This window comes from Pseudomonas sp. GP01-A4 (genome assembly GCF_058780865.1).
Genome location: NZ_JBYSWF010000098.1, coordinates 1 through 18071, shown reverse-complemented (window position 1 = coordinate 18071; position 18071 = coordinate 1). Strand labels below are relative to the sequence as shown.

The following is an 18071-nucleotide window of genomic DNA, read 5'->3' as shown; positions in this document are numbered from 1 at the left end:
GCAAATCTGTCACTGACCCACCGCCTTCGCGAGCAAGCCCGCTCCCACATTTGGATCTCCACACGGCTTTATTTCACGGGTCGTCCCGCAAAACCCCTCGCAACCCCTCGTCCCACCAGAAAATTCTTTCTGGTTATATAAACATTCTTAAATAGTATTTTTAAGAATATCCGCGCTTATCTACTATCGCCCTCACGCCGCAAGCAGTGCCGCCACTGCGAGGCACTTCTCATTTCAGGAGCACGACCATGAGCGCATCTCTACGTAGCGTTGACGGCCAGGACGAAGCAGCCATTTTGCGCGAGATCCAGAGCGCCCTGCGCGATCTGCGGTTTGGCGCGGTGGAAATCACTGTGCACAACGCCCAGGTAGTACAAATCGAACGCAAAGAGAAATTCCGTTTGCAGAACCCGGGCAACAAACCGAGCTGAGCAACACCGGCGATTCGATTGCAAGACCCGCAACTATAAGAAAAAAGCCAACACCCAAGAATTTCAGGAGCCTTCTATGTCGTCGATTCGCCGTTATGCCCTGGCAGCACTGGCCAGTGCCGTGTTTGCCGGTTCCGCTGTTGCCAAGGATTACGAACTGCTCAACGTGTCTTACGACCCCACCCGCGAGCTCTACCAGGACTACAACGCTGAATTCACCAGCTTCTGGAAGCAGTCGCACCCGGGTGACAACGTCAAGATCCAGCAATCCCACGGTGGTTCGGGCAAGCAGGGCCGCGCGGTAATCGACGGCCTGCGCGCCGACGTCGTGACCCTGGCCCTGGCCGGCGACATCGACGAAATCGCAAAACTGGGCAAGACCCTGCCGGAAAACTGGCAAACCCGCCTGCCGGACGCCAGCACCCCGTACACCTCGACCATCGTGTTCCTGGTACGCAAGGGCAACCCTAAAGGCATCAAGGATTGGGGCGACCTGATCAAGAAAGACGTGTCGGTGATCACCCCGAACCCGAAAACCTCCGGCGGCGCCCGCTGGAACTTCCTAGCCGCCTGGGCCTACGGCCTGAAAGCCGGTGGCAGCGAAGCCAAGGCCCAGGAATACGTGAAAGAGCTGTTCAAGCACGTGCCGATCCTCGACACCGGCGCGCGCGGTTCGACCATCACCTTCGTCAACAACGGTCAGGGTGACGTGTTGCTGGCCTGGGAAAACGAAGCCTTCCTGGCCCTGAAGGAAGACGGCGGCGCCGACAAGTTCGACATCGTTGTACCTTCGCTGTCGATCCTCGCCGAGCCGCCAGTGGCCGTGGTCGACAAGAACGCCGAGAAAAAGGGCAATACCGAGATCGCCACCGAGTACCTCAAGCACCTGTACAGCCCGGCTGGCCAGGAGATTGCGGCGAAGAACTTCTACCGCCCACGCGATGAGAAAGTCGCCGCCAAATACGCCCAGCAGTTCCCGAAACTGGACCTGGTGACTATCGACAAAGACTTCGGCGGCTGGAAAACTGCCCAACCGAAATTCTTCAATGACGGTGGCGTGTTCGACCAGATCTACTCGGCGCAGTAAGCAAAATCAAACTGTAGGAGCCAGCTTTCTGTGGGAGCCGGGCTTGCCCGCGATAGCATCACCTCGGTGTAACTGATACACCGAGGTGCCGGCATCGCAGGCAAGCCAGCTCCCACAGAAGCTCGCTCCTACAGTGGTATCTACCCGCTAACCAAGGACTCTTATGTCGCGTCGTATCTCCCCCGTCATACCCGGCTTCGGGCTGACGCTGGGCTACACCGTGGTGTACCTCAGCCTGATCGTACTCATCCCCCTTGCGGCGATGTTTGTACATGCCGCTCAACTCACCTGGGATCAGTTCTGGAACATCATCTCCGCACCGCGTGTGCTGGCGGCGTTGAAACTGAGCTTCGGCACTGCGTTGTATGCCGCGATCATCAACGGCGTGATCGGTACCCTGCTGGCATGGGTACTGGTGCGCTACACCTTCCCCGGGCGCAAGATCATCGATGCGATGATCGACTTGCCGTTCGCCCTGCCCACCGCCGTCGCCGGTATTGCACTCACCGCGCTGTACACGCCCACTGGCCTGGTAGGCCAGTTCGCCGCCGACCTGGGCTTCAAGATCGCCTACACCCCCCTGGGCATCACTCTCGCGCTGACCTTCGTCACGCTGCCATTCGTGGTGCGTACCGTGCAGCCGGTGTTGGCCGATATCCCCCGGGAAATCGAAGAAGCCGCCGCCTGTCTCGGCGCCAAGCCCCTGCAAGTGTTCCGCTACATCCTGGTACCGGCGCTGCTGCCTGCCTGGTTGACCGGCTTCGCCTTGGCGTTTGCACGAGGTGTCGGTGAGTACGGTTCGGTGATCTTCATCGCCGGCAACATGCCGATGAAAACCGAGATCCTGCCGTTGCTGATCATGGTCAAGCTCGACCAATACGACTACCACGGCGCCACGTCCATCGGTGTGCTGATGCTGGTGGTTTCCTTTGTCCTGCTGCTGCTGATCAACTTGCTGCAGCGGCGCATCGAACACCCATAAGGAGGCGCGGAACATGTCCCAATCGTCTATTTCCGCCGCGTCCTCGGCCAACGCTGCCCGTCGTGGCAGTGCGGTGTCCCGACGCATCCTGATCAGCCTTGGCTGGCTGGTGTTCTTCCTGTTTTTGTTGCTGCCGCTGTTTATCGTGGTGTCCCAGGGCCTGAAGAATGGCCTGGGTGCGTTCTTCACCGCGATCCTTGAGCCGGACGCGCTGTCGGCATTGAAACTCACGGTGATCGCCGTGGTGATTTCGGTACCGCTCAACGTGGTGTTCGGCGTCAGCGCCGCCTGGTGCGTGAGCAAGTACTCGTTCCGTGGCAAAAGTATCCTGGTGACCCTGATCGACCTGCCGTTCTCGGTATCGCCGGTGATCGCCGGCCTGGTCTACGTATTGATGTTCGGCGCCCAGGGCTTCTTTGGCCCGTGGCTGCAGGACCATGACATCCAGATCGTGTTCGCCTTGCCGGGCATCGTGCTGGCGACCATCTTCGTCACCGTGCCGTTCGTGGCGCGTGAGCTGATCCCGCTGATGCAGGAGCAGGGCACCCAGGAAGAAGAGGCCGCGCGCCTGCTGGGCGCCAATGGTTGGCAGATGTTCTGGCATGTCACCGTGCCGAACATCAAGTGGGGCCTGATCTACGGCGTGGTGCTGTGTACCGCGCGGGCCATGGGTGAGTTCGGTGCGGTGTCGGTGGTGTCCGGCCACATTCGCGGCGTGACCAACACCTTGCCGCTGCACGTCGAGATCCTCTACAACGAATACAACCACGTCGCCGCGTTTGCCGTCGCGAGCCTGTTGCTGATCCTGGCGCTCTTCATCCTGCTGCTCAAGCAGTGGAGCGAGAACCGTATCAACCGCCTGCGCAAAAGTGCTGGTGAGGAATAAGTCATGTCGATCGAAGTCCGTAATGTCAGCAAGAATTTCAACGCCTTCAAGGCCCTGAACAGCATCAATCTGGACATCCAGAGTGGCGAGCTGGTGGCGTTGCTGGGCCCGTCCGGCTGCGGCAAGACCACCCTGCTGCGGATCATCGCCGGTCTCGAAACCCCGGATGCCGGCAACATCGTGTTCCATGGTGAAGACGTCTCCGGCCACGACGTGCGTGATCGCAACGTCGGCTTTGTGTTCCAGCACTACGCGCTGTTCCGCCACATGACCGTGTTCGACAACGTCGCGTTCGGCCTGCGCATGAAACCGAAAAACCAGCGCCCCACCGAAAGCCAGATCGCCGTGAAAGTCCACGAGCTGCTGAACATGGTGCAGCTCGATTGGCTGTCGGATCGCTACCCGGAACAACTCTCCGGCGGCCAGCGCCAGCGTATCGCCCTGGCGCGCGCCCTGGCGGTAGAGCCGAAAGTGCTGCTGCTGGATGAACCCTTCGGCGCCCTGGATGCCAAGGTTCGTAAAGAACTGCGCCGCTGGCTGGCGCGCCTGCACGAAGACATCAACCTGACCTCGGTGTTCGTGACCCACGACCAGGAAGAAGCCATGGAAGTGGCGGACCGCATCGTGGTGATGAACAAGGGCGTGATCGAGCAGATTGGCTCACCGGGCGAAGTCTACGAAAACCCGGCCAGTGATTTTGTTTATCACTTCCTCGGGGACTCCAACCGCCTGCATTTGGGTGAAGACAAGCACGTGCTGTTCCGCCCGCATGAAGTGTCGCTGTCGCGCCATGAACTGGAAGACCACCACGCGGCTGAAGTGCGTGATATTCGCCCGCTTGGCGCGACCACCCGGGTGACCCTGAAGGTCGAAGGCCAGAGCGAACTGATCGAAGCCGAAGTGGTAAAAGACCACGACAGCCTGACTGGTTTGGCGCGGGGCGAGACGTTGTTCTTCAAGCCCAAGGTCTGGCAAAAAGCCTAAAAGCGCCGCAAAACCCATGTGGGAGCGGGCTTGCTCGCGAATGCGGTGGTTCAGTCGGTACATCCGGTGACTGACACTCCGCTTTCGCGAGCAAGCCCGCTCCCACATTTGGATCTCCAGTGTTGCTCAGGCCGTGGCGTTCTTGTGCCGCACGGCCACGGGCCCCGAGCGCTCTTCAATCTGCCGCTTCAGGTCATGCCGCAGCCCCACCAGGAACGCCAACTCCGCCACCACAAACAACGGCCCCACGATCAACCCGGACACGTCATCGACAAACGCCGGTTTGCGCCCCTCGTAGTAATGCCCCACAAACTGGATCACCCAGCCCACCACGAACATGCCGATGCCGCTGCTCAGCCACACCAGCGTGCTTTGTGCCGCCAGCACATGCCCGGCCCACACCGACAGGCCCATCAGCACCGTCATCAGCACGCCGAGCGCCAGTTCCAGGCGCAGGTAGAACCATGCCGAAAGCAGCGCCACTACCACCGCGGGCGACAGCCACAGCCCGGCCACCGTCCATTCGGGGCGTGACAGCAGCACGGCCACGGCCACCACGATCAGCGGGATGCCGATAAAGTGGCTGGCGATATTGCGCGGGTCGCGGTGGTAGGCGGCGTATTGACTGAGATGGTCGACGAGGCTTTTCATTGTTGTTCCTCCTGTAGGATGTTTGATCATGCCCTGTAGGCCCACGACACACTGTCAACTGGCCGACAATCTTCGGAGTTCGCATGGATGTAGAGAAATGGCACCCACGGCTGGCCACCGGTCACTGGTACAGCCATCTGCCTGCTGACTTACAGAATAGCTTGCTGGCCAGCGCCCGGTTGCGGCAGCTGACGGCGGGGCAATACCTGTTCAAGCGCGGCGATCCGCCGTGTGGGTTGTACGCGGTGCTGGAAGGCTCCTTGCGCATCAGCGCGGTGAACGAGCAGGGCAAGGAGGCAGTGTTGAGCCTGGCGGAATTGCCATACTGGTTCGGCGAAATCTCATTGTTCGACGGGTTGCCCCGCACCCACGATGCCTGCGCCGTCGGGCCGTGTACGTTGTTGCAGGTACCGCAGCCGGCGTTGCTGCACATTCTTGAACAGACTCCGCGTTACTGGCGCGACATGGCCCTGTTGATGAGCCAGAAACTGCGCCTGACCTTTATCAATATCGAGCAATTGAGCCTGATGCCGGCGTCGGTGCGGGTGGCGCACCGCCTGCTGATGATCGCCGAGGGCTATGGCGACATCGAGCAGGCCCGGCAGGTGCTGCAACTGCCCCAGGAAGACTTGGCCGCGATGCTGAGCCTGTCGCGCCAGACCACCAATGCGTTGCTCAAGGACCTGCAAGGCCAGGGCATCGTGCGCCTGGGCTATGGCGAGATCGAAATCCTCGACCCGCAACGTTTGCGCGAGGCGGCGCATGCCTGAGGGTGGTAGCCTGCGTTCACGATTATTCGAGGTGTGTTATGCGCGTCCTGCTAGTGGAACACGAGTCAGAGGCGGCCGAGGCGATGGGCCGCAGTCTTGAAGAGGCCAGCTACACGGTGGAGGTGGCGGCCAATGGCATGGCGGCCCTGCGCTTTGTGGAAAGCACCGAATACGACCTGGTGATCCTGGATGTGATGCTGCCGGGGCTGAATGCCTGGAAGCTGCAGCAGGCGATCCGGTTGAAGGGTGAGACGCCGATGTTGTTTTTGACCACGCCGGACGGGATTGAAGATCGGCTGCGTGGGCTGGAATTGCATGAGGATGATTATTTGCTCAAGCCGTTTGAGGCCCGGGCGTTGGTGGCGCGGGTTAAGAAGGTGTTGCGGCGGGATCGGGGGCGCTGACTGCCACTGGCTTTTGGGGTGTTTGATTGACCGCTTTCGCGAGCAAGCCCGCTCCCACATTTGACCGAGTACATCCTTTGGAATGTGGTCAAATGTGGGAGCGGGCTTGCTCGCGAAGAGGCCCTCATAGCCACCGCAACTCCAGCTACCTCAACCCATCCCGAAACTGCCCCGGCGTCATCCCGGTCCAGCGCTTGAACGCCCGGTTGAAGCTGCTGGTATCGGCAAACCCCAGCAAATGACTGATCTCCGCCAGCGAACACTCGGGGTCCCGCAGATGCAGCAGCGCGAGGTTCTCCCGGCATTCGTTCAGCAGCGCATCAAACCGGCAGCCCTCATCCGCCAGATGCCGCTGCAAGCTGCGCAAACTCAAATGCAACGCCTGGGCGATGCGCTCGGCACTCGGTTCACCGTCAGGCAACTGCGCCTCAATGGCCGAACGCACCTTGCGTTCCCAGGTCAGCGGCCGCAGTTGCGCCAGGGTGCGCTTGAGCACGGTTTCATTGTGCTCGGCCAACTCGGGGTTGGCATCGTCCAGGTGGCTGTCAAAGTCCCGTGCCGCAAATTCCAGACGGTCTTCCTCGGCGGCAAAAAACACCGGCGCGCGAAATACCGTGTGCCACGGCTTGGGATCAGCCGGCTCGGGCCGCCGCAGGTACACCGCCAGCGGTGCGTACTCCCGGCCCAGGCGATTGCGGCAGGTGCGCACGTAAATCGCGGCGAACGCATCAATCGCCTCAAACGCGGGTGCGGGTGTACCGGCGGGCTGTTGCAGGCGAAAGCGGTAACGTTCGCCCTCACGGCTAAGCTCCAGGCTCAGGGCGTCGCTGACTACCTGGTGATAGCGCACGATCCGCTCGAACACTTCCCGCAGGCTGCCGCTGGCCACCAGCGCATAACCCAGCGCGTGAAAGGTGGTGGGGCTGACAAACCGCGACACCCGCAAGCCAATCGCCGGGTCGCCGCTGACCTGTACCGCCAGTTCCCACAGGCGCGTGGTGGCCGATAGCGGGTAGCGCGCGTTCGGATCTTCCATCAACTGCGGGTCGAGCCCGGCCTGGGCGCACAGCGCGGCGCTGTCGAGGCCCAGGGCGTCGAGCTGCTTGCGCAGGGCGCGGGTCCAGCTGGCGAGAGAGGTCGGTTCGGTCATGTTGATTGGCGCTTGCGGTCAACAGGTTGGCGTGTGGGGCTAGCGTCCCGCCAGATCGCATAGGGCAGGATGTACGCATCAATAAGACAGAGGATGGAAGCATGGACGGTACTTCTGCAAGCCCCCGGCAGATGAACGCACAACAGCGTTCAGCGCATATTCGTGAAGTGGTGCTGGCCGAGGGGCTGTTATTGCGCCAGCGCCACCCCTGGCTGCTGCATCAGGATGCGTTGGGCGCGGGCATCCTGGCCTTTGCCCTGGTGGGCATGCTGGGTTCGGCGGCGCTGTATATCACCGGGCACATGGCGTGGTGGGTGTGCCTGCTGCTCAACGCATTCCTCGCGTCATTGACCCACGAACTGGAACACGACCTGATCCACAGCATGTACTTTCGCAAGCAGCGCCTGCCCCACAACCTGATGATGGGCCTGGTGTGGCTGGCGCGGCCCAGCACCATCAACCCTTGGGTACGACGCCATATCCACCTCAATCACCACAAGGTTTCCGGCAGCGAAACCGACATCGAAGAGCGCGCGATCACCAACGGTGAACCGTGGGGCCTGGCACGTTTGCTGATGGTCGGCGACAACATCATGTCGGCACTGATCCGGGTGCTGCGGGCACCGTCCTGGAAGCACAAGCTGGGCATTCTCAAGCGCACGGCGCTGGTCTACGCACCGCTGGCGCTGCTGCATTGGGGCGCGTGGTATGTGTTCCTCGGCTTTCATGCCGCCAATGGCATCGCCAGCCTGCTGGGCGCGCCGATCGACTGGTCGGCCAACACGCTGGCGGTGATGCAAGTCATCGACATCGCCGCCGTGGTGATCATCGGCCCCAACGTGCTGCGTACCTTCTGCCTGCACTTTGTCAGCTCCAACATGCACTACTACGGCGACATCGAGCCGGGCAACGTGATCCAGCAAACCCAGGTACTCAACCCGTGGTGGCTGTGGCCGTTGCAAGCGTTCTGCTTCAACTTCGGCAGCACCCACGGGATTCACCATTTTGTGGTCAAGGAGCCGTTCTATATCCGTCAGATGACGGTGAAGGCGGCGCACAAGGTGATGGCTGAGATGGGCGTGCGCTTCAACGATTTTGGCACGTTTGCCCGGGCCAATCGGTTTGCGCGCCAGGAGGGACGGCTGAGCGAACTCAACCCGGTGGAAAGGACAGCGAGCTGAGCAAGCGTCCCGGTCACCCTGGGGTGACCGGGTGCGATTTACTGAATGGCCTGGTAGAAGTTCACCTGTGCTTCATCCAGGTACGCGAGGATTTTCGCCGGCAGGCGCTCGGTGGGTTTCGCCGGGCCGAAGGCTTTGTAGAGCGTTTCGAAATGCGCGTGCAGGTCCGCGACGCTTTCCCACTGTTCGTTGAGAAAGAACCGGTTGGGGTTCTCTTCATCCTTATGCCATTGATAGACCACGGCCTTGTCGTGCTGGTGGGTGAGCTTTTGTGAAACGGCCGCTACATCACGATAGAACTCGGCCTGTTTGCCTTCTTTGATGGTGCCGCTGAAAACCAGGTAGAGCATGTTGGAATCCTCGGTTTGGGGAGATTGCAGAACATCTGCATCGCCAAACTAGCCTCAGTGAGCAGGCGCTTGTAGCCAGCCCGCCGCGAATTCAGAATTCGTAAAAGGCCTCGTTGCCCAATCAGGCCAGGGGGGCGAGCCAGGCGCGCAGGGTGTCGGGATGCCTTGCCAGCCAATCGATCGCGGCGTCATCCGCGGATTGCCCGCCACGGTTGAGCGCATCATCGAGTTCGGCAACGATGAGGTTGGAGAGGCGGATATTGTCCAGTACCTGGATCTCGGCAGCCGTGAGTAATACCAAGCGATCCTCGCGCGCCAGCAGCACCGCTCTATCAACACTGCCGAGTAATCCCTTGGGGTCTTTCAGGTCGCGAATTCGATAACGGTGGTGCAGGAACTGAGGATGCCACAGCGGCACGATGCCCCAGCGCCGCTGCTGATACAGCGCCTCGAACGCCTTAATACAATCGTCCTGGCTGCCCGTGCGGAACCGATATCCGGCGTCGTTCAACCCGTATTCGTCCATGATTTTCAGCGAGAAGCGGGTAATGCCCGCACCCGGGCCGATCCCCTGGATCAGCGGGTTCATCCGGGCCCGGACGTCGGGCTTGAGCAGGTCCTCGATGGATTCCACGTCATGCTCGCTGACATAGTCCGGCACTCCCCACAAGGCATAAGGCTGATAGTGCAGGCCCAGTTCGCGAGTGGGCGTCACTGCCTCCACCGCTTGCTTGTACAGCCCGTGGCTGAAAGGAATCCAGGCGGAGACCAGCATGTCGACCGAGCCTTTGCGCAACTGCTCGAAGTTTTCCTCGTGCAGGGCATAGTGGCGCTCAACGGTCAGGCCCATGCGTTGCAACACCAGCGCTACCACCCCAGCGGTAACCCGATGGAACGACAAGTCTGTCACCCCTAGTCGAACGACGCGTGGACCGCTCGCGAGATTTGTTTTGCCTGCAGCTTGGTGAGTCACCGTCATGATTTTTTCCCTATGCTAAAAATCGCCCTGGAACTCGGCGATCATGAACTCGACGAAAGCCCGAGCCTTGGATGAGATCAACCGCGCGCTGGGGTAGATCGCCCAGATATCCCGGGTTTGCTCCAGGACACAGGACGGCATGATTTCCACCAATGCGCCGCTTTCCAGTGAGGGCCTGACGTTCCACTGTGAAACAGAGACGATGCCGAGCCCACCCTCCGCGGCAAGCCGTGCGCTTTCGCCGCAATTGACTCTGAGCGAACCACTGATTGTCGTGACTTTGTGTGACTGGGCACCCACGAAACGCCAATGGTCCTCGTCGCCCAGCAGGATGCAGGAATGATTGGCCAGCTCCGCAGGTGAAGTCGGTTCGCCATGCGCCTGGAGGTAGGCGGGTGCCGCACACAGGATGCGTCGGTCGCAGCCGAGCTTGCGCGCCACCAGGGATGAGTCCTTCAGGGCGGCGATGCGGATTGCCACATCAATCCCGATCTCGGTCAGGTCCTGCATTTGATCGGACAGTATCAGGTCGATCTTCAGCTTCGGGTTGGCGTGCAGGAACCGGGTAATGGCCGGCATCAGGCACATCCGCGCGAAGGACCCGGGGGCGGATACTCTTAACACCCGCTTGGCCACGTCCTTGCCTTTCACCGCGACCAGATAGGCCTCGTCCACGGCTGCCAGCACCCGGATTGCATGGGGCAGAAACAGCGCACCGTCTTCGGTCAGGCTGACCTGGCGAGTGGTGCGATGCAGCAGGCGCATGCCCAGGTATTCTTCAAGCTTCGCCAGTTTGTGGCTGGCCACCGAGGGCGCGAGTCCCAGCTCCCTGCCGGCTGCGGTGATATTGCCCAGCTCTGTTGATCGCATGAACAGGTTCAACGCATCAATATTCATGCTTCGGCGCCGCTAGTGTGTGGGCGCCGGCGCGGCATCGATCTTCACGCGCAGCAGGCTGTAGGGTTTCTGGCGCAAGTCTTTGCCTGCGTGAAAGATGCTTTGGCGGTGCAGCTGATTGGCGATGAAGTACAGGTAGCCATCAGGACCGATTGACAGTGTGTCGGGCCAAAGCACACGCGGATCATGGACGATGGTCTGCCATTGCCCGTTCGCCAGCCGTTTGCGCACGCTGTTGTTTTCGTAGTCGCCGGCATACACGGCCCCCGAGGCGTCGGCTTCAAGCCCGTCCGAGGCGCCTTTTTCCCCGAGGTCTTTGACCGCCATTTCGAGCCGTGCTTCGCTGACTGTCTCGTCACGCAGCAGTGCCGTGGGGATGGCGTACAGGTGCCGACTCGACAGCGGGCAGAAATACAAGGTCTGCCCATCAGCCGACAGGGCGATGCCGTCCGAAGCCACGGCAAAAGGCTGGGTGCCGCCTTTGGCATCCCGCACTTTCAGGACCTGGCCTTCGACCGTGGGTACGAAGTTCGGGTCGACCGAGGTCGAGGGTGCACCACTGAGCCGGCGTATGGCCGTGCCACTGGCGATGTCCATGACGATGATCGCGCCCGGGCCGGTAAGTGAAGAGTCGGTGATATAGATCACGCCTTGGTCACCCACGCGAAAATCAAAGCGCATGTCGTTGACGTAGGTGCCGGGCAGCATGACGTTTTTCGGGAATACGAGGGTCTTGACCACCTTGTTGGTGGCGAGCTCAACTGCGACGAGCTTGGCACCACCTGGCTGTGGAGGCGAGAAGCCAGGCGCCGCGGTGTCCAGTATCCAGAGGCGTCCGCGCCCGTCGGCCACCACGCTTTGTACGCTGATAAACCCTTTGGCCGGGTCTTTGGGGTTGGCCTGGTTTATCGCCTGGTCAGGGTAGGGTACGACTTTGCCGTCGCGCAATTCTGCGACGGTAAACGGCACCTCGTCGCCCCAGCGAGGAAAGTTGACAAAGATGCGTCCGGTCTCGGTAACGCTCACGCCGGTGGGCATGGCATCGTGGAAGGCGTGCACCTGCTCGATGGCGCCAACGCTCTGATCGGCGGGCAGGTTCGCCGGCATGGAAGCCTGGGCGGCGGTGCCGGTGAGGGCCGCTGCCAAGGCAAGGGCAGTCCAACTGATTGGGTATTTCAAGTACATGGCAGGGCTCCAGGTTTTTCTGTTCTGGAGCCAATGGTGTCGGTTCCCGGCAGGCGAAAAAACCCGCTGATTGCCGATAACAGTTTCATTGAAATCAAGAGAATGGGCTGTCGCGCGCAAGCCTGGTTCTTTAATTGCGGGCGAGCAAGCTTGCTTCAGCAGAGGGGGTATCCACGGCGATCAGGGTTTCGATCATCGCCTTCGCCGCCGGCGACAAGCGAAACCCGGTACGGCTGATGATCCCGCAGCGGTTGTTCAAACTGTCGAGGCTGTGAGGCACGTTGCGCCAGTGCAGCACCGTCAATGCGCCACGGGCAAAGTCTTCGGCAAACGCATCCTCGGCACCCAGGCCAATCGCATTGGACTGGTGCACGATGGCCGCCAGCGCCGCAAACTGCTCCAGTTCGATAGCGGGAGAAAAGTCGACACGCCCGCTCAGGTTGGCCAGTAGCTTGCGTACCCCGGGAGCGATCAGCGGTGTGGCCAGCGGGTAGTCAAACAAGTCGTTGGTCGAGAGGCTGTCCTTGGCCAGTAACGGGTGCCCGGCGCGGCAGAAAAATACGTTGCGCCGGGGTGTCAGGGCCTGGGTCTGGAAGTTCGGATCGGCCTCGAAGTGGCGCACATCGGCGATGAAGAATTCGATCTCTTCGCGACTCAAACTGCGTCCGAGTTTTTCCCAGTTATCCACATGCAAACCGCTGCGTACTCGTGGATGAGCGCCGACAAACCGTGCGATCGCTCCAGGCACCAGGTTCACCGCCGCCACGGCATCGCAGCCAAAGCGCAATTCGCCGGCGTCGAGCTTGGTCATGCGGGTGACTTCGTGGCTCAGCCGCGCCGCGCCCTGAACGAGCGACAAGGCATGTTGCAACACCACCTGGCCCTCCGGAGTGGGGCGCAGGTCTTTGTGGGCGCGGTCCACCAGCACACAGCCAAACTCCTGTTCCAGGCTTTGGATGCTGCGGCTGAACGCCGGCTGGGTAATGCCCATGGCGTCGGCGGCGCGCACAAAACTGCGGTACTCGTTCAGAGCAATGAAGTAGCGCAGTTGGCGAAGGTCCATGGAGTTTTCCGGCGTCCTGAAGGAAACCGCGATTCTAATCGCCTCGCTTATTCCGCAAAAGAATGTTCATTGTTTTATCTAGATTCAAATTGCATATCCATAGAGCCTGTGCGGTAGGTGGCCGGGCTGAACACCCGGGTGAGTATCAGCATCGCCACCACCGTCAGCGTCAGCACCATCCAGGCGCTTACGAAACTGCCAGTCAATTCCCGCAGCCAGCCGGTCAGCCACGGTGATACGGCGTTGATCAAAAAGCCCACGCCCTGGACGAACGCCGCCAGTTGGCCGGCCTCCCGAGGGTCGCGGCGGTGATCCAGGGTCAGCAACAGGCTCAGGGCGAAACACGCTCCCAGGCCGAAACCGATCAACGCCACCCACAGGTGGGGGAATTCCAGCGGCGCCGTCAGCAGGCCGATATAGCCCACGGTCTGGGCCAGCAGGCTGATGCTCAGTAACGGTCGACGATCAATGCCACGTTGCGCCAGTGCGGGCATCAGCAGCGCGGCGATTACCTGGAAGATCGTCATGAACGCCAGCAGCGAACCACTGGGCAGTACGCCCCAACCCAACTGCTGGTAGTAGGCCGGCAGCCACGCGACCATGCTCATGTAGCCGCAATTCACCAGGCCGAAATACAGCGCCAGCAACCACGCCCGACGGTTGCGCAGGCCCTGGAACGGCGCCGTCACCTGCGGGTTTTTCGCCGCACCCAATGGCAGCCACGCCCACAACAATAGTGCGCCCAGGGCCGGTAGCAGCCAGATCCCGAGCCCCGCCTGCCACTGCTGGAAATGCCCCGCCACCAACGGGCTGAGCAGCGCGGCCAAGCCACCGCCGCCCATCAGCGAAGCCGAGTAAACCCCCATCGCCAACGGCACGCGCTGGTGAAACTGGCGTTTGATCATCGCCGGCACCAGCGCCTGGATCAGCGCCACACCCGCACCGCCGAACAATGCCGTGGCCAGCAGCGCCGGCGCCTGGCCAAACAGCCAGCGCGCGAGGCACGCCAGCAGAATCATCATCAAGCCCAGGGCGATTCCGCGACGCTCCCCCAGCTTCGCCTCCAGGCGCACCCCCACCAACGCCACCAGGCCCATGCAGATCACCGGCAGGCTGGTGAGCAGGGCGCTGCTCTGGAAACTCAGGCCGGTGGCCAGACGGATTTCCCCCAGCAACGGGCTGATGGAACTGAGGATGGGCCGCAGGTTCAGGCCGAGCACCACCAGCAAACCCCAACCGGCGAGCTTGCCGGCGAACGAATTATTCAGCGTCATGCAGGGCCTGCCACTCGCGGTAAAGGGCTTGCATCGCTGCCTGCGGCAGGTGCTGCACGGGCAATTTTTGCTCCGCCAGCGGCAGCGCCAGTTGCTGGTAGATCGCTGCTGTGGACAAACCAAAGGGCGCCGCCACGTCATTGCTGGCGGCGAATACCACGCGGGATATGCCGCACAGGTGCATTGCACTCAGGCACATCGGGCAGGGCTGGCCGCTGGCGTAGATCACACAACCGTCGAGGCGCGGGCCGAGTTGTTGGCTGGCGGCGCGGATGGCGAGCATCTCGGCGTGGGCGGTGGGGTCCTGGCTCAAGTGGATTTCGTTGACCGCTTCCACCAGCACCTTGCCGTCGCGCACCAGCACGGCACCAAACGGGCGGCCACCGGCGGCTACGTTGGCCTTGGCCAGTTGCACGGCGTGATGCAGATGCTGTTGATCGTCAGTCATGGAAAACCCCTCGTGCGCAATGAGGCGTGAAGTATGGGCAGCCACAGGGGTATTCTGAAATTAAATATAACCATGCCAATCAGTGGCAAATGGAATGGTGAGCCCATGTTCGATCCTGTGTTGTTGCGCAGCTTTGTTGCCGTCGTCGATTGCGGCAATTTCACCCGCGCGGCCGAGCGGCTGCACTTGACCCAGTCCACGGTCAGCCAACAGATCCGCCGCCTGGAAGATGCACTGGGCAGCCAGGTACTCGACCGGGATCAGCGCCGCGTGGTGGCCACGGTGGAGGGTGAGCGGTTGCTGGCGTATGCGCGGCGCATCCTGGCGCTGCACGAAGAGGCGGCCGACGTGCTGATCAATCAGCAGAGCGATGGCGTGTTGCGCCTGGCGGTGCCCGAGGATTTTGCGGCCGAGCGTCTGATGCCGCTGCTGTCGGCGTTTGTGCAGGCTTATCCCCGGGTGCGCCTGGAGGTCACCAGCGGCTTGGGGCCGGAATTGTTGCGGGATTATCGCGGCGGTGAATTCGACGTGCTGCTGGTCAAGCAAATGGGTGACAGCGATGACTGCCTGGTGTCCTGGCCGGAGCCGTTGTGTTGGGTCGACAGCCGCAGTTCGCCGTCCCTGGGACGTGATCCGCTGCCGTTGGTGGCGTTTCCCGCTGGCGGCCTGTACCGCAATGAAATGCTGCATCACCTGGAGGTGGGCGGCTGGCGCTGGCGCATCGGTTATTCCAGCGCCAGCTTGGCCAGCGTGTGTTCGGCGGTGGCGGCGGGACTGGGGATCAGCCTGTTGCCGGTGCGGGTGGTGCAGCCCGGGCACGTGGTGTTGGGCGCGAACAGCGGTTTGCCTGCGGTGCAGGGCGTGCGGCTGGCGCTGTATGGCCGTAACGGCCTTGGTGCGGCCGGGCAGGCGTTGCTACGCCAATTGCAGGATTTGTGTGCCGGTAATCCACGCTGAGCCATGCCTTCAGTGAATATTTTGTATGCCTCAAAAGCATTGAGATTTTCCCCTTCGGCGCCAGGCCGCGCAGGACGTGGCTTCGGCGTATCCGGATGTTTCGGTTATTCAATTTAGATCTATCTATAACTTTAAAGATTACTTTAAGAGATAAGCGTCTGCCCCCGATGATTCAGCCCTCGACGGCCGCCAAGGCAGGCCCGTCGGTTTTTTTGCTTAAGACCGCAGGGGAGTTAATCAATGGGCAATGTCCAGACCGCCGCCAGTGCACAAGAGGCGCAGTGGCGCCACGCACCGGGTGGTGAGTTGGTCGACCTTGGCCGGCCGCATCGCGCGCCGTTGGGGCAGTTGCGTACGCAGAAAACCCCGAAGGGTGTGTTGAGTCGGCGTGAAGCGATCCTGTTGGGGATTCTCGCGCTGGCCTTGCATGGCGCGGTGATCTATTGGGTCAGCCAGAAGCCAACCCCGGTGCTGCCGATTGTGCCGCCGGAAATCCCGCCGATGACGATCGAATTTTCCCAGCCGGCACCGCCGGTTGTGGAGCCGCCACCGCCTGTACCGCCACCGCCGCCGCCACCGGTTGTCGAGCCACCGCCGCCGGTGGTTGATGAATTGGCCGCCAAGCCGGCGCCGAAAAAGATTCCGAAACCCAAGCCGGTGCCGAAGCCTGTGCCCAAGCCCGCACCGAAACCGGTAGCCGAGCAGCCGCCCGCGCCGCCTGTACCCGCGCCACCGGCTCCAGCACCGCCGGCACCGCCTGCGCCCGCGCCGGTCACACCGGCCTCGGCCAACGCCGCGTACCTGAAGAACCCGGCGCCCGAATACCCGTCACTGGCCCAGCGCCGGGGTTGGGAAGGCACGGTGCTGTTGCGGGTGCATGTATTGGCCACCGGCAAGCCGGGTGAGATCCAGATTCAGAAAAGCAGTGGTCGCCAGCAACTCGACGAAGCCGCACTGGCTGCCGTGAAGCGCTGGAGTTTTGTACCGGCCAAGCAGGGTGATGTGGCCCAGGACGGCTGGGTCAGCGTACCGATCGATTTCAAGATTCATTAATTATTGGGAGGCGGTGTGTTGGACACATCGCGACCTGCACAGAGGGAAAACATCATGGCATTAGCATCTCCAACTGAATCCATCGAAAGCGCGGTGATCTGGCTGCTGGTGGTCTTTTCGGTCGCTACCTGGGGCCTGGCCCTGCTCAAGGGCGTCCAGTTCGGCCGCCTCAAGTCCCAGGATCGCAAGTTCCACAAACAGTTCTGGGCGGCATCCAGCCTGGACTCGGCCGCTGAGTTGGCCGAAACCAAACCCGGCGCCGCCGCTCGTGTGGCCCAGGCTGGTTACGCCGCGATCCAGGTGGGTGAGGCGCCACACGCTGCTGACCTGAGCCAGGCGATCAACCATCAGGACCGTCTTGAACGCGCTTTGCGCCAACAGATCGTGCGTGAGCGTCGCTCCCTGGAGACCGGCCTGGCCGTGGTTGCGAGTATCGGCAGCACCTCGCCGTTTATCGGTCTGTTCGGCACTGTGTGGGGGATCATGGAAGCCCTGAAAGGCATCAGCGCCGCCGGTTCCGCCAGCCTCGAAACCGTGGCCGGGCCGATCGGTGCGGCACTGGTTGCCACGGGTGTGGGTATTGCCGTCGCGGTGCCGGCGGTGCTGGTTTACAACTACTTCCTGCGTCGCCTGAAGCTCACGGCTGCTGACCTGGACGACTTCGCCCACGACTTCTACAGCCTGGCGCAGAAGAACTCGTTCCGCGTGCTGCTGCACCCGACGCTGAGCAAGGCCGGTGCCCAGGGTGGCGCGCAAAAAGTGAAGGAGGCGTCCTGAGATGGCCTTCTCCACGCAAGACAGTGATGAGGTGCTGAGCGAGATCAACGTTACGCCGCTGGTGGACGTGATGCTGGTGCTGCTGGTGGTGTTTATCGTCACGGCGCCGTTGTTGACCAATGCGATTCCGATCAACTTGCCCAAGACCGAGGCGGTGGCCCCGGTGGAGCAGAAGGACCCGCTGGTGGTGAGCATTGATGCGGCCGGCAAACTGTTTATCAACAAGGATGAAATCCAGCCGGATTTGCTGGAATTCAACTTGCAGTCGGCCAAGGCCAAGGACCCGGATGTGCGGGTGCAACTGCAGGCTGATGATGGAGTGAACTACGGCGAAGTGGCGCGAGCCATGGCGTCGATTGAGCGGGCGGGGATTACCAAGCTGTCGGTGATTACTGCACGTTAGTTTCAAATGCCTCGACAATTTTTTTGGCCGTCTCCTTGGCAGGGTGCGGCCTTTTTTTTGGGCTGTGGTTTTGGGGGGCTGGGTACATATCCGTTATTTAGGTAACGGCGGCTTATGGTTCCGCTCTTACAGCGGGTCACTTTTGGCAAACGCCCCAAA

Annotated in this window: 21 protein-coding genes; 12 read left to right on the top strand and 9 right to left on the bottom strand. The window is 61.5% G+C overall.

All coding sequences use genetic code 11. The features are described from left to right. Window positions 1–248 precede the first annotated feature (248 nt). The 5 genes from oscA to AC3WKX_RS31875 all read left to right on the top strand — a co-directional run bounded on the left by oscA (window position 249) and on the right by AC3WKX_RS31875 (window position 4370). On the top strand, window positions 249–431 hold the full coding sequence (gene oscA / locus AC3WKX_RS31895; RefSeq protein WP_003170956.1) for a sulfur starvation response protein OscA: 183 nt from the start codon (window positions 249–251) through the stop codon (window positions 429–431). 76 nt (window positions 432–507) lie between these two features. Next, window positions 508–1518, top strand: a complete 1011-nt coding sequence (locus AC3WKX_RS31890) for a sulfate ABC transporter substrate-binding protein (RefSeq protein ID WP_003218143.1) — start codon at window positions 508–510, stop codon at window positions 1516–1518. A gap of 163 nt (window positions 1519–1681) precedes the next feature. Continuing rightward, window positions 1682–2500, top strand: coding sequence for a sulfate ABC transporter permease subunit CysT (gene cysT / locus AC3WKX_RS31885; protein WP_003218141.1), 819 nt, complete (start codon window positions 1682–1684; stop codon window positions 2498–2500). A gap of 13 nt (window positions 2501–2513) precedes the next feature. Next, window positions 2514–3386: a sulfate ABC transporter permease subunit CysW gene (gene cysW, locus AC3WKX_RS31880; RefSeq protein WP_003218139.1), complete on the top strand. Its 873-nt coding sequence runs from the start codon at window positions 2514–2516 to the stop codon at window positions 3384–3386. Between the two features lie 3 nt (window positions 3387–3389). After that, on the top strand, window positions 3390–4370 hold the full coding sequence (locus tag AC3WKX_RS31875; RefSeq protein ID WP_003218138.1) for a sulfate/molybdate ABC transporter ATP-binding protein: 981 nt from the start codon (window positions 3390–3392) through the stop codon (window positions 4368–4370). 126 nt (window positions 4371–4496) lie between these two features. On the opposite strand, the gene AC3WKX_RS31870 is transcribed toward AC3WKX_RS31875, so the two are convergent. Further along, complete coding sequence (locus tag AC3WKX_RS31870) at window positions 4497–5021, bottom strand: Mpo1 family 2-hydroxy fatty acid dioxygenase (protein ID WP_003218136.1); 525 nt, start codon at window positions 5019–5021, stop codon at window positions 4497–4499. A gap of 83 nt (window positions 5022–5104) precedes the next feature. Between AC3WKX_RS31870 and AC3WKX_RS31865 the strand changes: the two genes are divergently transcribed. Next, on the top strand, window positions 5105–5791 hold the full coding sequence (locus tag AC3WKX_RS31865) for a Crp/Fnr family transcriptional regulator (RefSeq protein WP_003218134.1): 687 nt from the start codon (window positions 5105–5107) through the stop codon (window positions 5789–5791). A 38-nt stretch (window positions 5792–5829) separates the two neighbouring features. After that, window positions 5830–6195 (top strand): response regulator, encoded by a 366-nt coding sequence (locus tag AC3WKX_RS31860; protein WP_003218132.1) that lies wholly within the window; start codon window positions 5830–5832, stop codon window positions 6193–6195. 145 nt (window positions 6196–6340) lie between these two features. Here the strand turns inward: AC3WKX_RS31860 and AC3WKX_RS31855 are convergent, their stop codons facing one another. Next, the gene (locus tag AC3WKX_RS31855) at window positions 6341–7345 is read right to left on the bottom strand and encodes an AraC family transcriptional regulator (RefSeq protein ID WP_102606286.1); all 1005 of its coding nucleotides are present in this window, start codon (window positions 7343–7345) and stop codon (window positions 6341–6343) included. Window positions 7346–7446: 101 nt separating this feature from the next. Here AC3WKX_RS31855 and AC3WKX_RS31850 point away from each other — a divergent pair, with 101 nt between their 5' ends. Next, window positions 7447–8526: a fatty acid desaturase gene (locus AC3WKX_RS31850; protein WP_102606285.1), complete on the top strand. Its 1080-nt coding sequence runs from the start codon at window positions 7447–7449 to the stop codon at window positions 8524–8526. Window positions 8527–8564: 38 nt separating this feature from the next. Here AC3WKX_RS31850 and AC3WKX_RS31845 read toward each other — a convergent pair whose 3' ends face one another. From AC3WKX_RS31845 to AC3WKX_RS31815, 7 genes are all read right to left on the bottom strand, one after another. Beyond that, complete coding sequence (locus tag AC3WKX_RS31845; protein WP_003218128.1) at window positions 8565–8876, bottom strand: putative quinol monooxygenase; 312 nt, start codon at window positions 8874–8876, stop codon at window positions 8565–8567. Window positions 8877–8997: 121 nt separating this feature from the next. Next, window positions 8998–9855: a glycine betaine ABC transporter substrate-binding protein gene (locus AC3WKX_RS31840; protein ID WP_102606284.1), complete on the bottom strand. Its 858-nt coding sequence runs from the start codon at window positions 9853–9855 to the stop codon at window positions 8998–9000. A 15-nt stretch (window positions 9856–9870) separates the two neighbouring features. After that, window positions 9871–10752, bottom strand: coding sequence for a LysR family transcriptional regulator (locus tag AC3WKX_RS31835; protein WP_102606283.1), 882 nt, complete (start codon window positions 10750–10752; stop codon window positions 9871–9873). A gap of 12 nt (window positions 10753–10764) precedes the next feature. Further along, on the bottom strand, window positions 10765–11937 hold the full coding sequence (locus AC3WKX_RS31830; RefSeq protein ID WP_003218125.1) for an L-dopachrome tautomerase-related protein: 1173 nt from the start codon (window positions 11935–11937) through the stop codon (window positions 10765–10767). Between the two features lie 130 nt (window positions 11938–12067). Next, the gene (locus tag AC3WKX_RS31825; RefSeq protein ID WP_102606282.1) at window positions 12068–13000 is read right to left on the bottom strand and encodes a LysR family transcriptional regulator; all 933 of its coding nucleotides are present in this window, start codon (window positions 12998–13000) and stop codon (window positions 12068–12070) included. Between the two features lie 74 nt (window positions 13001–13074). After that, a complete protein-coding gene (locus tag AC3WKX_RS31820) occupies window positions 13075–14274 on the bottom strand; it encodes a CynX/NimT family MFS transporter (protein ID WP_008433709.1) in 1200 nt (399 codons plus the stop codon). Then, on the bottom strand, window positions 14261–14722 hold the full coding sequence (locus tag AC3WKX_RS31815) for a nucleoside deaminase (RefSeq protein ID WP_102606281.1): 462 nt from the start codon (window positions 14720–14722) through the stop codon (window positions 14261–14263). Before AC3WKX_RS31815 ends, AC3WKX_RS31820 begins: the two co-directional genes overlap by 14 nt. A 105-nt stretch (window positions 14723–14827) precedes the next feature. Between AC3WKX_RS31815 and AC3WKX_RS31810 the strand changes: the two genes are divergently transcribed. From AC3WKX_RS31810 to AC3WKX_RS31795, 4 genes are all read left to right on the top strand, one after another. Further along, the gene (locus AC3WKX_RS31810) at window positions 14828–15679 is read left to right on the top strand and encodes a LysR family transcriptional regulator (RefSeq protein ID WP_102606280.1); all 852 of its coding nucleotides are present in this window, start codon (window positions 14828–14830) and stop codon (window positions 15677–15679) included. A 240-nt stretch (window positions 15680–15919) separates the two neighbouring features. Further along, complete coding sequence (locus AC3WKX_RS31805) at window positions 15920–16732, top strand: energy transducer TonB (RefSeq protein ID WP_003218120.1); 813 nt, start codon at window positions 15920–15922, stop codon at window positions 16730–16732. Window positions 16733–16783: 51 nt separating this feature from the next. Then, window positions 16784–17509: a MotA/TolQ/ExbB proton channel family protein gene (locus tag AC3WKX_RS31800; RefSeq protein ID WP_085984637.1), complete on the top strand. Its 726-nt coding sequence runs from the start codon at window positions 16784–16786 to the stop codon at window positions 17507–17509. A gap of 1 nt (window position 17510) precedes the next feature. Then, window positions 17511–17912 (top strand): ExbD/TolR family protein, encoded by a 402-nt coding sequence (locus AC3WKX_RS31795; RefSeq protein WP_003218118.1) that lies wholly within the window; start codon window positions 17511–17513, stop codon window positions 17910–17912. Window positions 17913–18071 lie beyond the last annotated feature (159 nt).

What these genes read in the sequence shown, in the direction of transcription:
- oscA (WP_003170956.1), top strand. Translation starts at nt 249, where the DNA reads ATGAGCGCATCTCTACGTAGCGTTGACGGCCAGGACGAAGCAGCCATT.
- AC3WKX_RS31890 (WP_003218143.1), top strand. Translation starts at nt 508, where the DNA reads ATGTCGTCGATTCGCCGTTATGCCCTGGCAGCACTGGCCAGTGCCGTG.
- cysT (WP_003218141.1), top strand. Translation starts at nt 1,682, where the DNA reads ATGTCGCGTCGTATCTCCCCCGTCATACCCGGCTTCGGGCTGACGCTG.
- cysW (WP_003218139.1), top strand. Translation starts at nt 2,514, where the DNA reads ATGTCCCAATCGTCTATTTCCGCCGCGTCCTCGGCCAACGCTGCCCGT.
- AC3WKX_RS31875 (WP_003218138.1), top strand. Translation starts at nt 3,390, where the DNA reads ATGTCGATCGAAGTCCGTAATGTCAGCAAGAATTTCAACGCCTTCAAG.
- AC3WKX_RS31870 (WP_003218136.1), bottom strand. Translation starts at nt 5,021, where the DNA reads ATGAAAAGCCTCGTCGACCATCTCAGTCAATACGCCGCCTACCACCGC.
- AC3WKX_RS31865 (WP_003218134.1), top strand. Translation starts at nt 5,105, where the DNA reads ATGGATGTAGAGAAATGGCACCCACGGCTGGCCACCGGTCACTGGTAC.
- AC3WKX_RS31860 (WP_003218132.1), top strand. Translation starts at nt 5,830, where the DNA reads ATGCGCGTCCTGCTAGTGGAACACGAGTCAGAGGCGGCCGAGGCGATG.
- AC3WKX_RS31855 (WP_102606286.1), bottom strand. Translation starts at nt 7,345, where the DNA reads ATGACCGAACCGACCTCTCTCGCCAGCTGGACCCGCGCCCTGCGCAAG.
- AC3WKX_RS31850 (WP_102606285.1), top strand. Translation starts at nt 7,447, where the DNA reads ATGGACGGTACTTCTGCAAGCCCCCGGCAGATGAACGCACAACAGCGT.
- AC3WKX_RS31845 (WP_003218128.1), bottom strand. Translation starts at nt 8,876, where the DNA reads ATGCTCTACCTGGTTTTCAGCGGCACCATCAAAGAAGGCAAACAGGCC.
- AC3WKX_RS31840 (WP_102606284.1), bottom strand. Translation starts at nt 9,855, where the DNA reads ATGACGGTGACTCACCAAGCTGCAGGCAAAACAAATCTCGCGAGCGGT.
- AC3WKX_RS31835 (WP_102606283.1), bottom strand. Translation starts at nt 10,752, where the DNA reads ATGAATATTGATGCGTTGAACCTGTTCATGCGATCAACAGAGCTGGGC.
- AC3WKX_RS31830 (WP_003218125.1), bottom strand. Translation starts at nt 11,937, where the DNA reads ATGTACTTGAAATACCCAATCAGTTGGACTGCCCTTGCCTTGGCAGCG.
- AC3WKX_RS31825 (WP_102606282.1), bottom strand. Translation starts at nt 13,000, where the DNA reads ATGGACCTTCGCCAACTGCGCTACTTCATTGCTCTGAACGAGTACCGC.
- AC3WKX_RS31820 (WP_008433709.1), bottom strand. Translation starts at nt 14,274, where the DNA reads ATGACGCTGAATAATTCGTTCGCCGGCAAGCTCGCCGGTTGGGGTTTG.
- AC3WKX_RS31815 (WP_102606281.1), bottom strand. Translation starts at nt 14,722, where the DNA reads ATGACTGACGATCAACAGCATCTGCATCACGCCGTGCAACTGGCCAAG.
- AC3WKX_RS31810 (WP_102606280.1), top strand. Translation starts at nt 14,828, where the DNA reads ATGTTCGATCCTGTGTTGTTGCGCAGCTTTGTTGCCGTCGTCGATTGC.
- AC3WKX_RS31805 (WP_003218120.1), top strand. Translation starts at nt 15,920, where the DNA reads ATGGGCAATGTCCAGACCGCCGCCAGTGCACAAGAGGCGCAGTGGCGC.
- AC3WKX_RS31795 (WP_003218118.1), top strand. Translation starts at nt 17,511, where the DNA reads ATGGCCTTCTCCACGCAAGACAGTGATGAGGTGCTGAGCGAGATCAAC.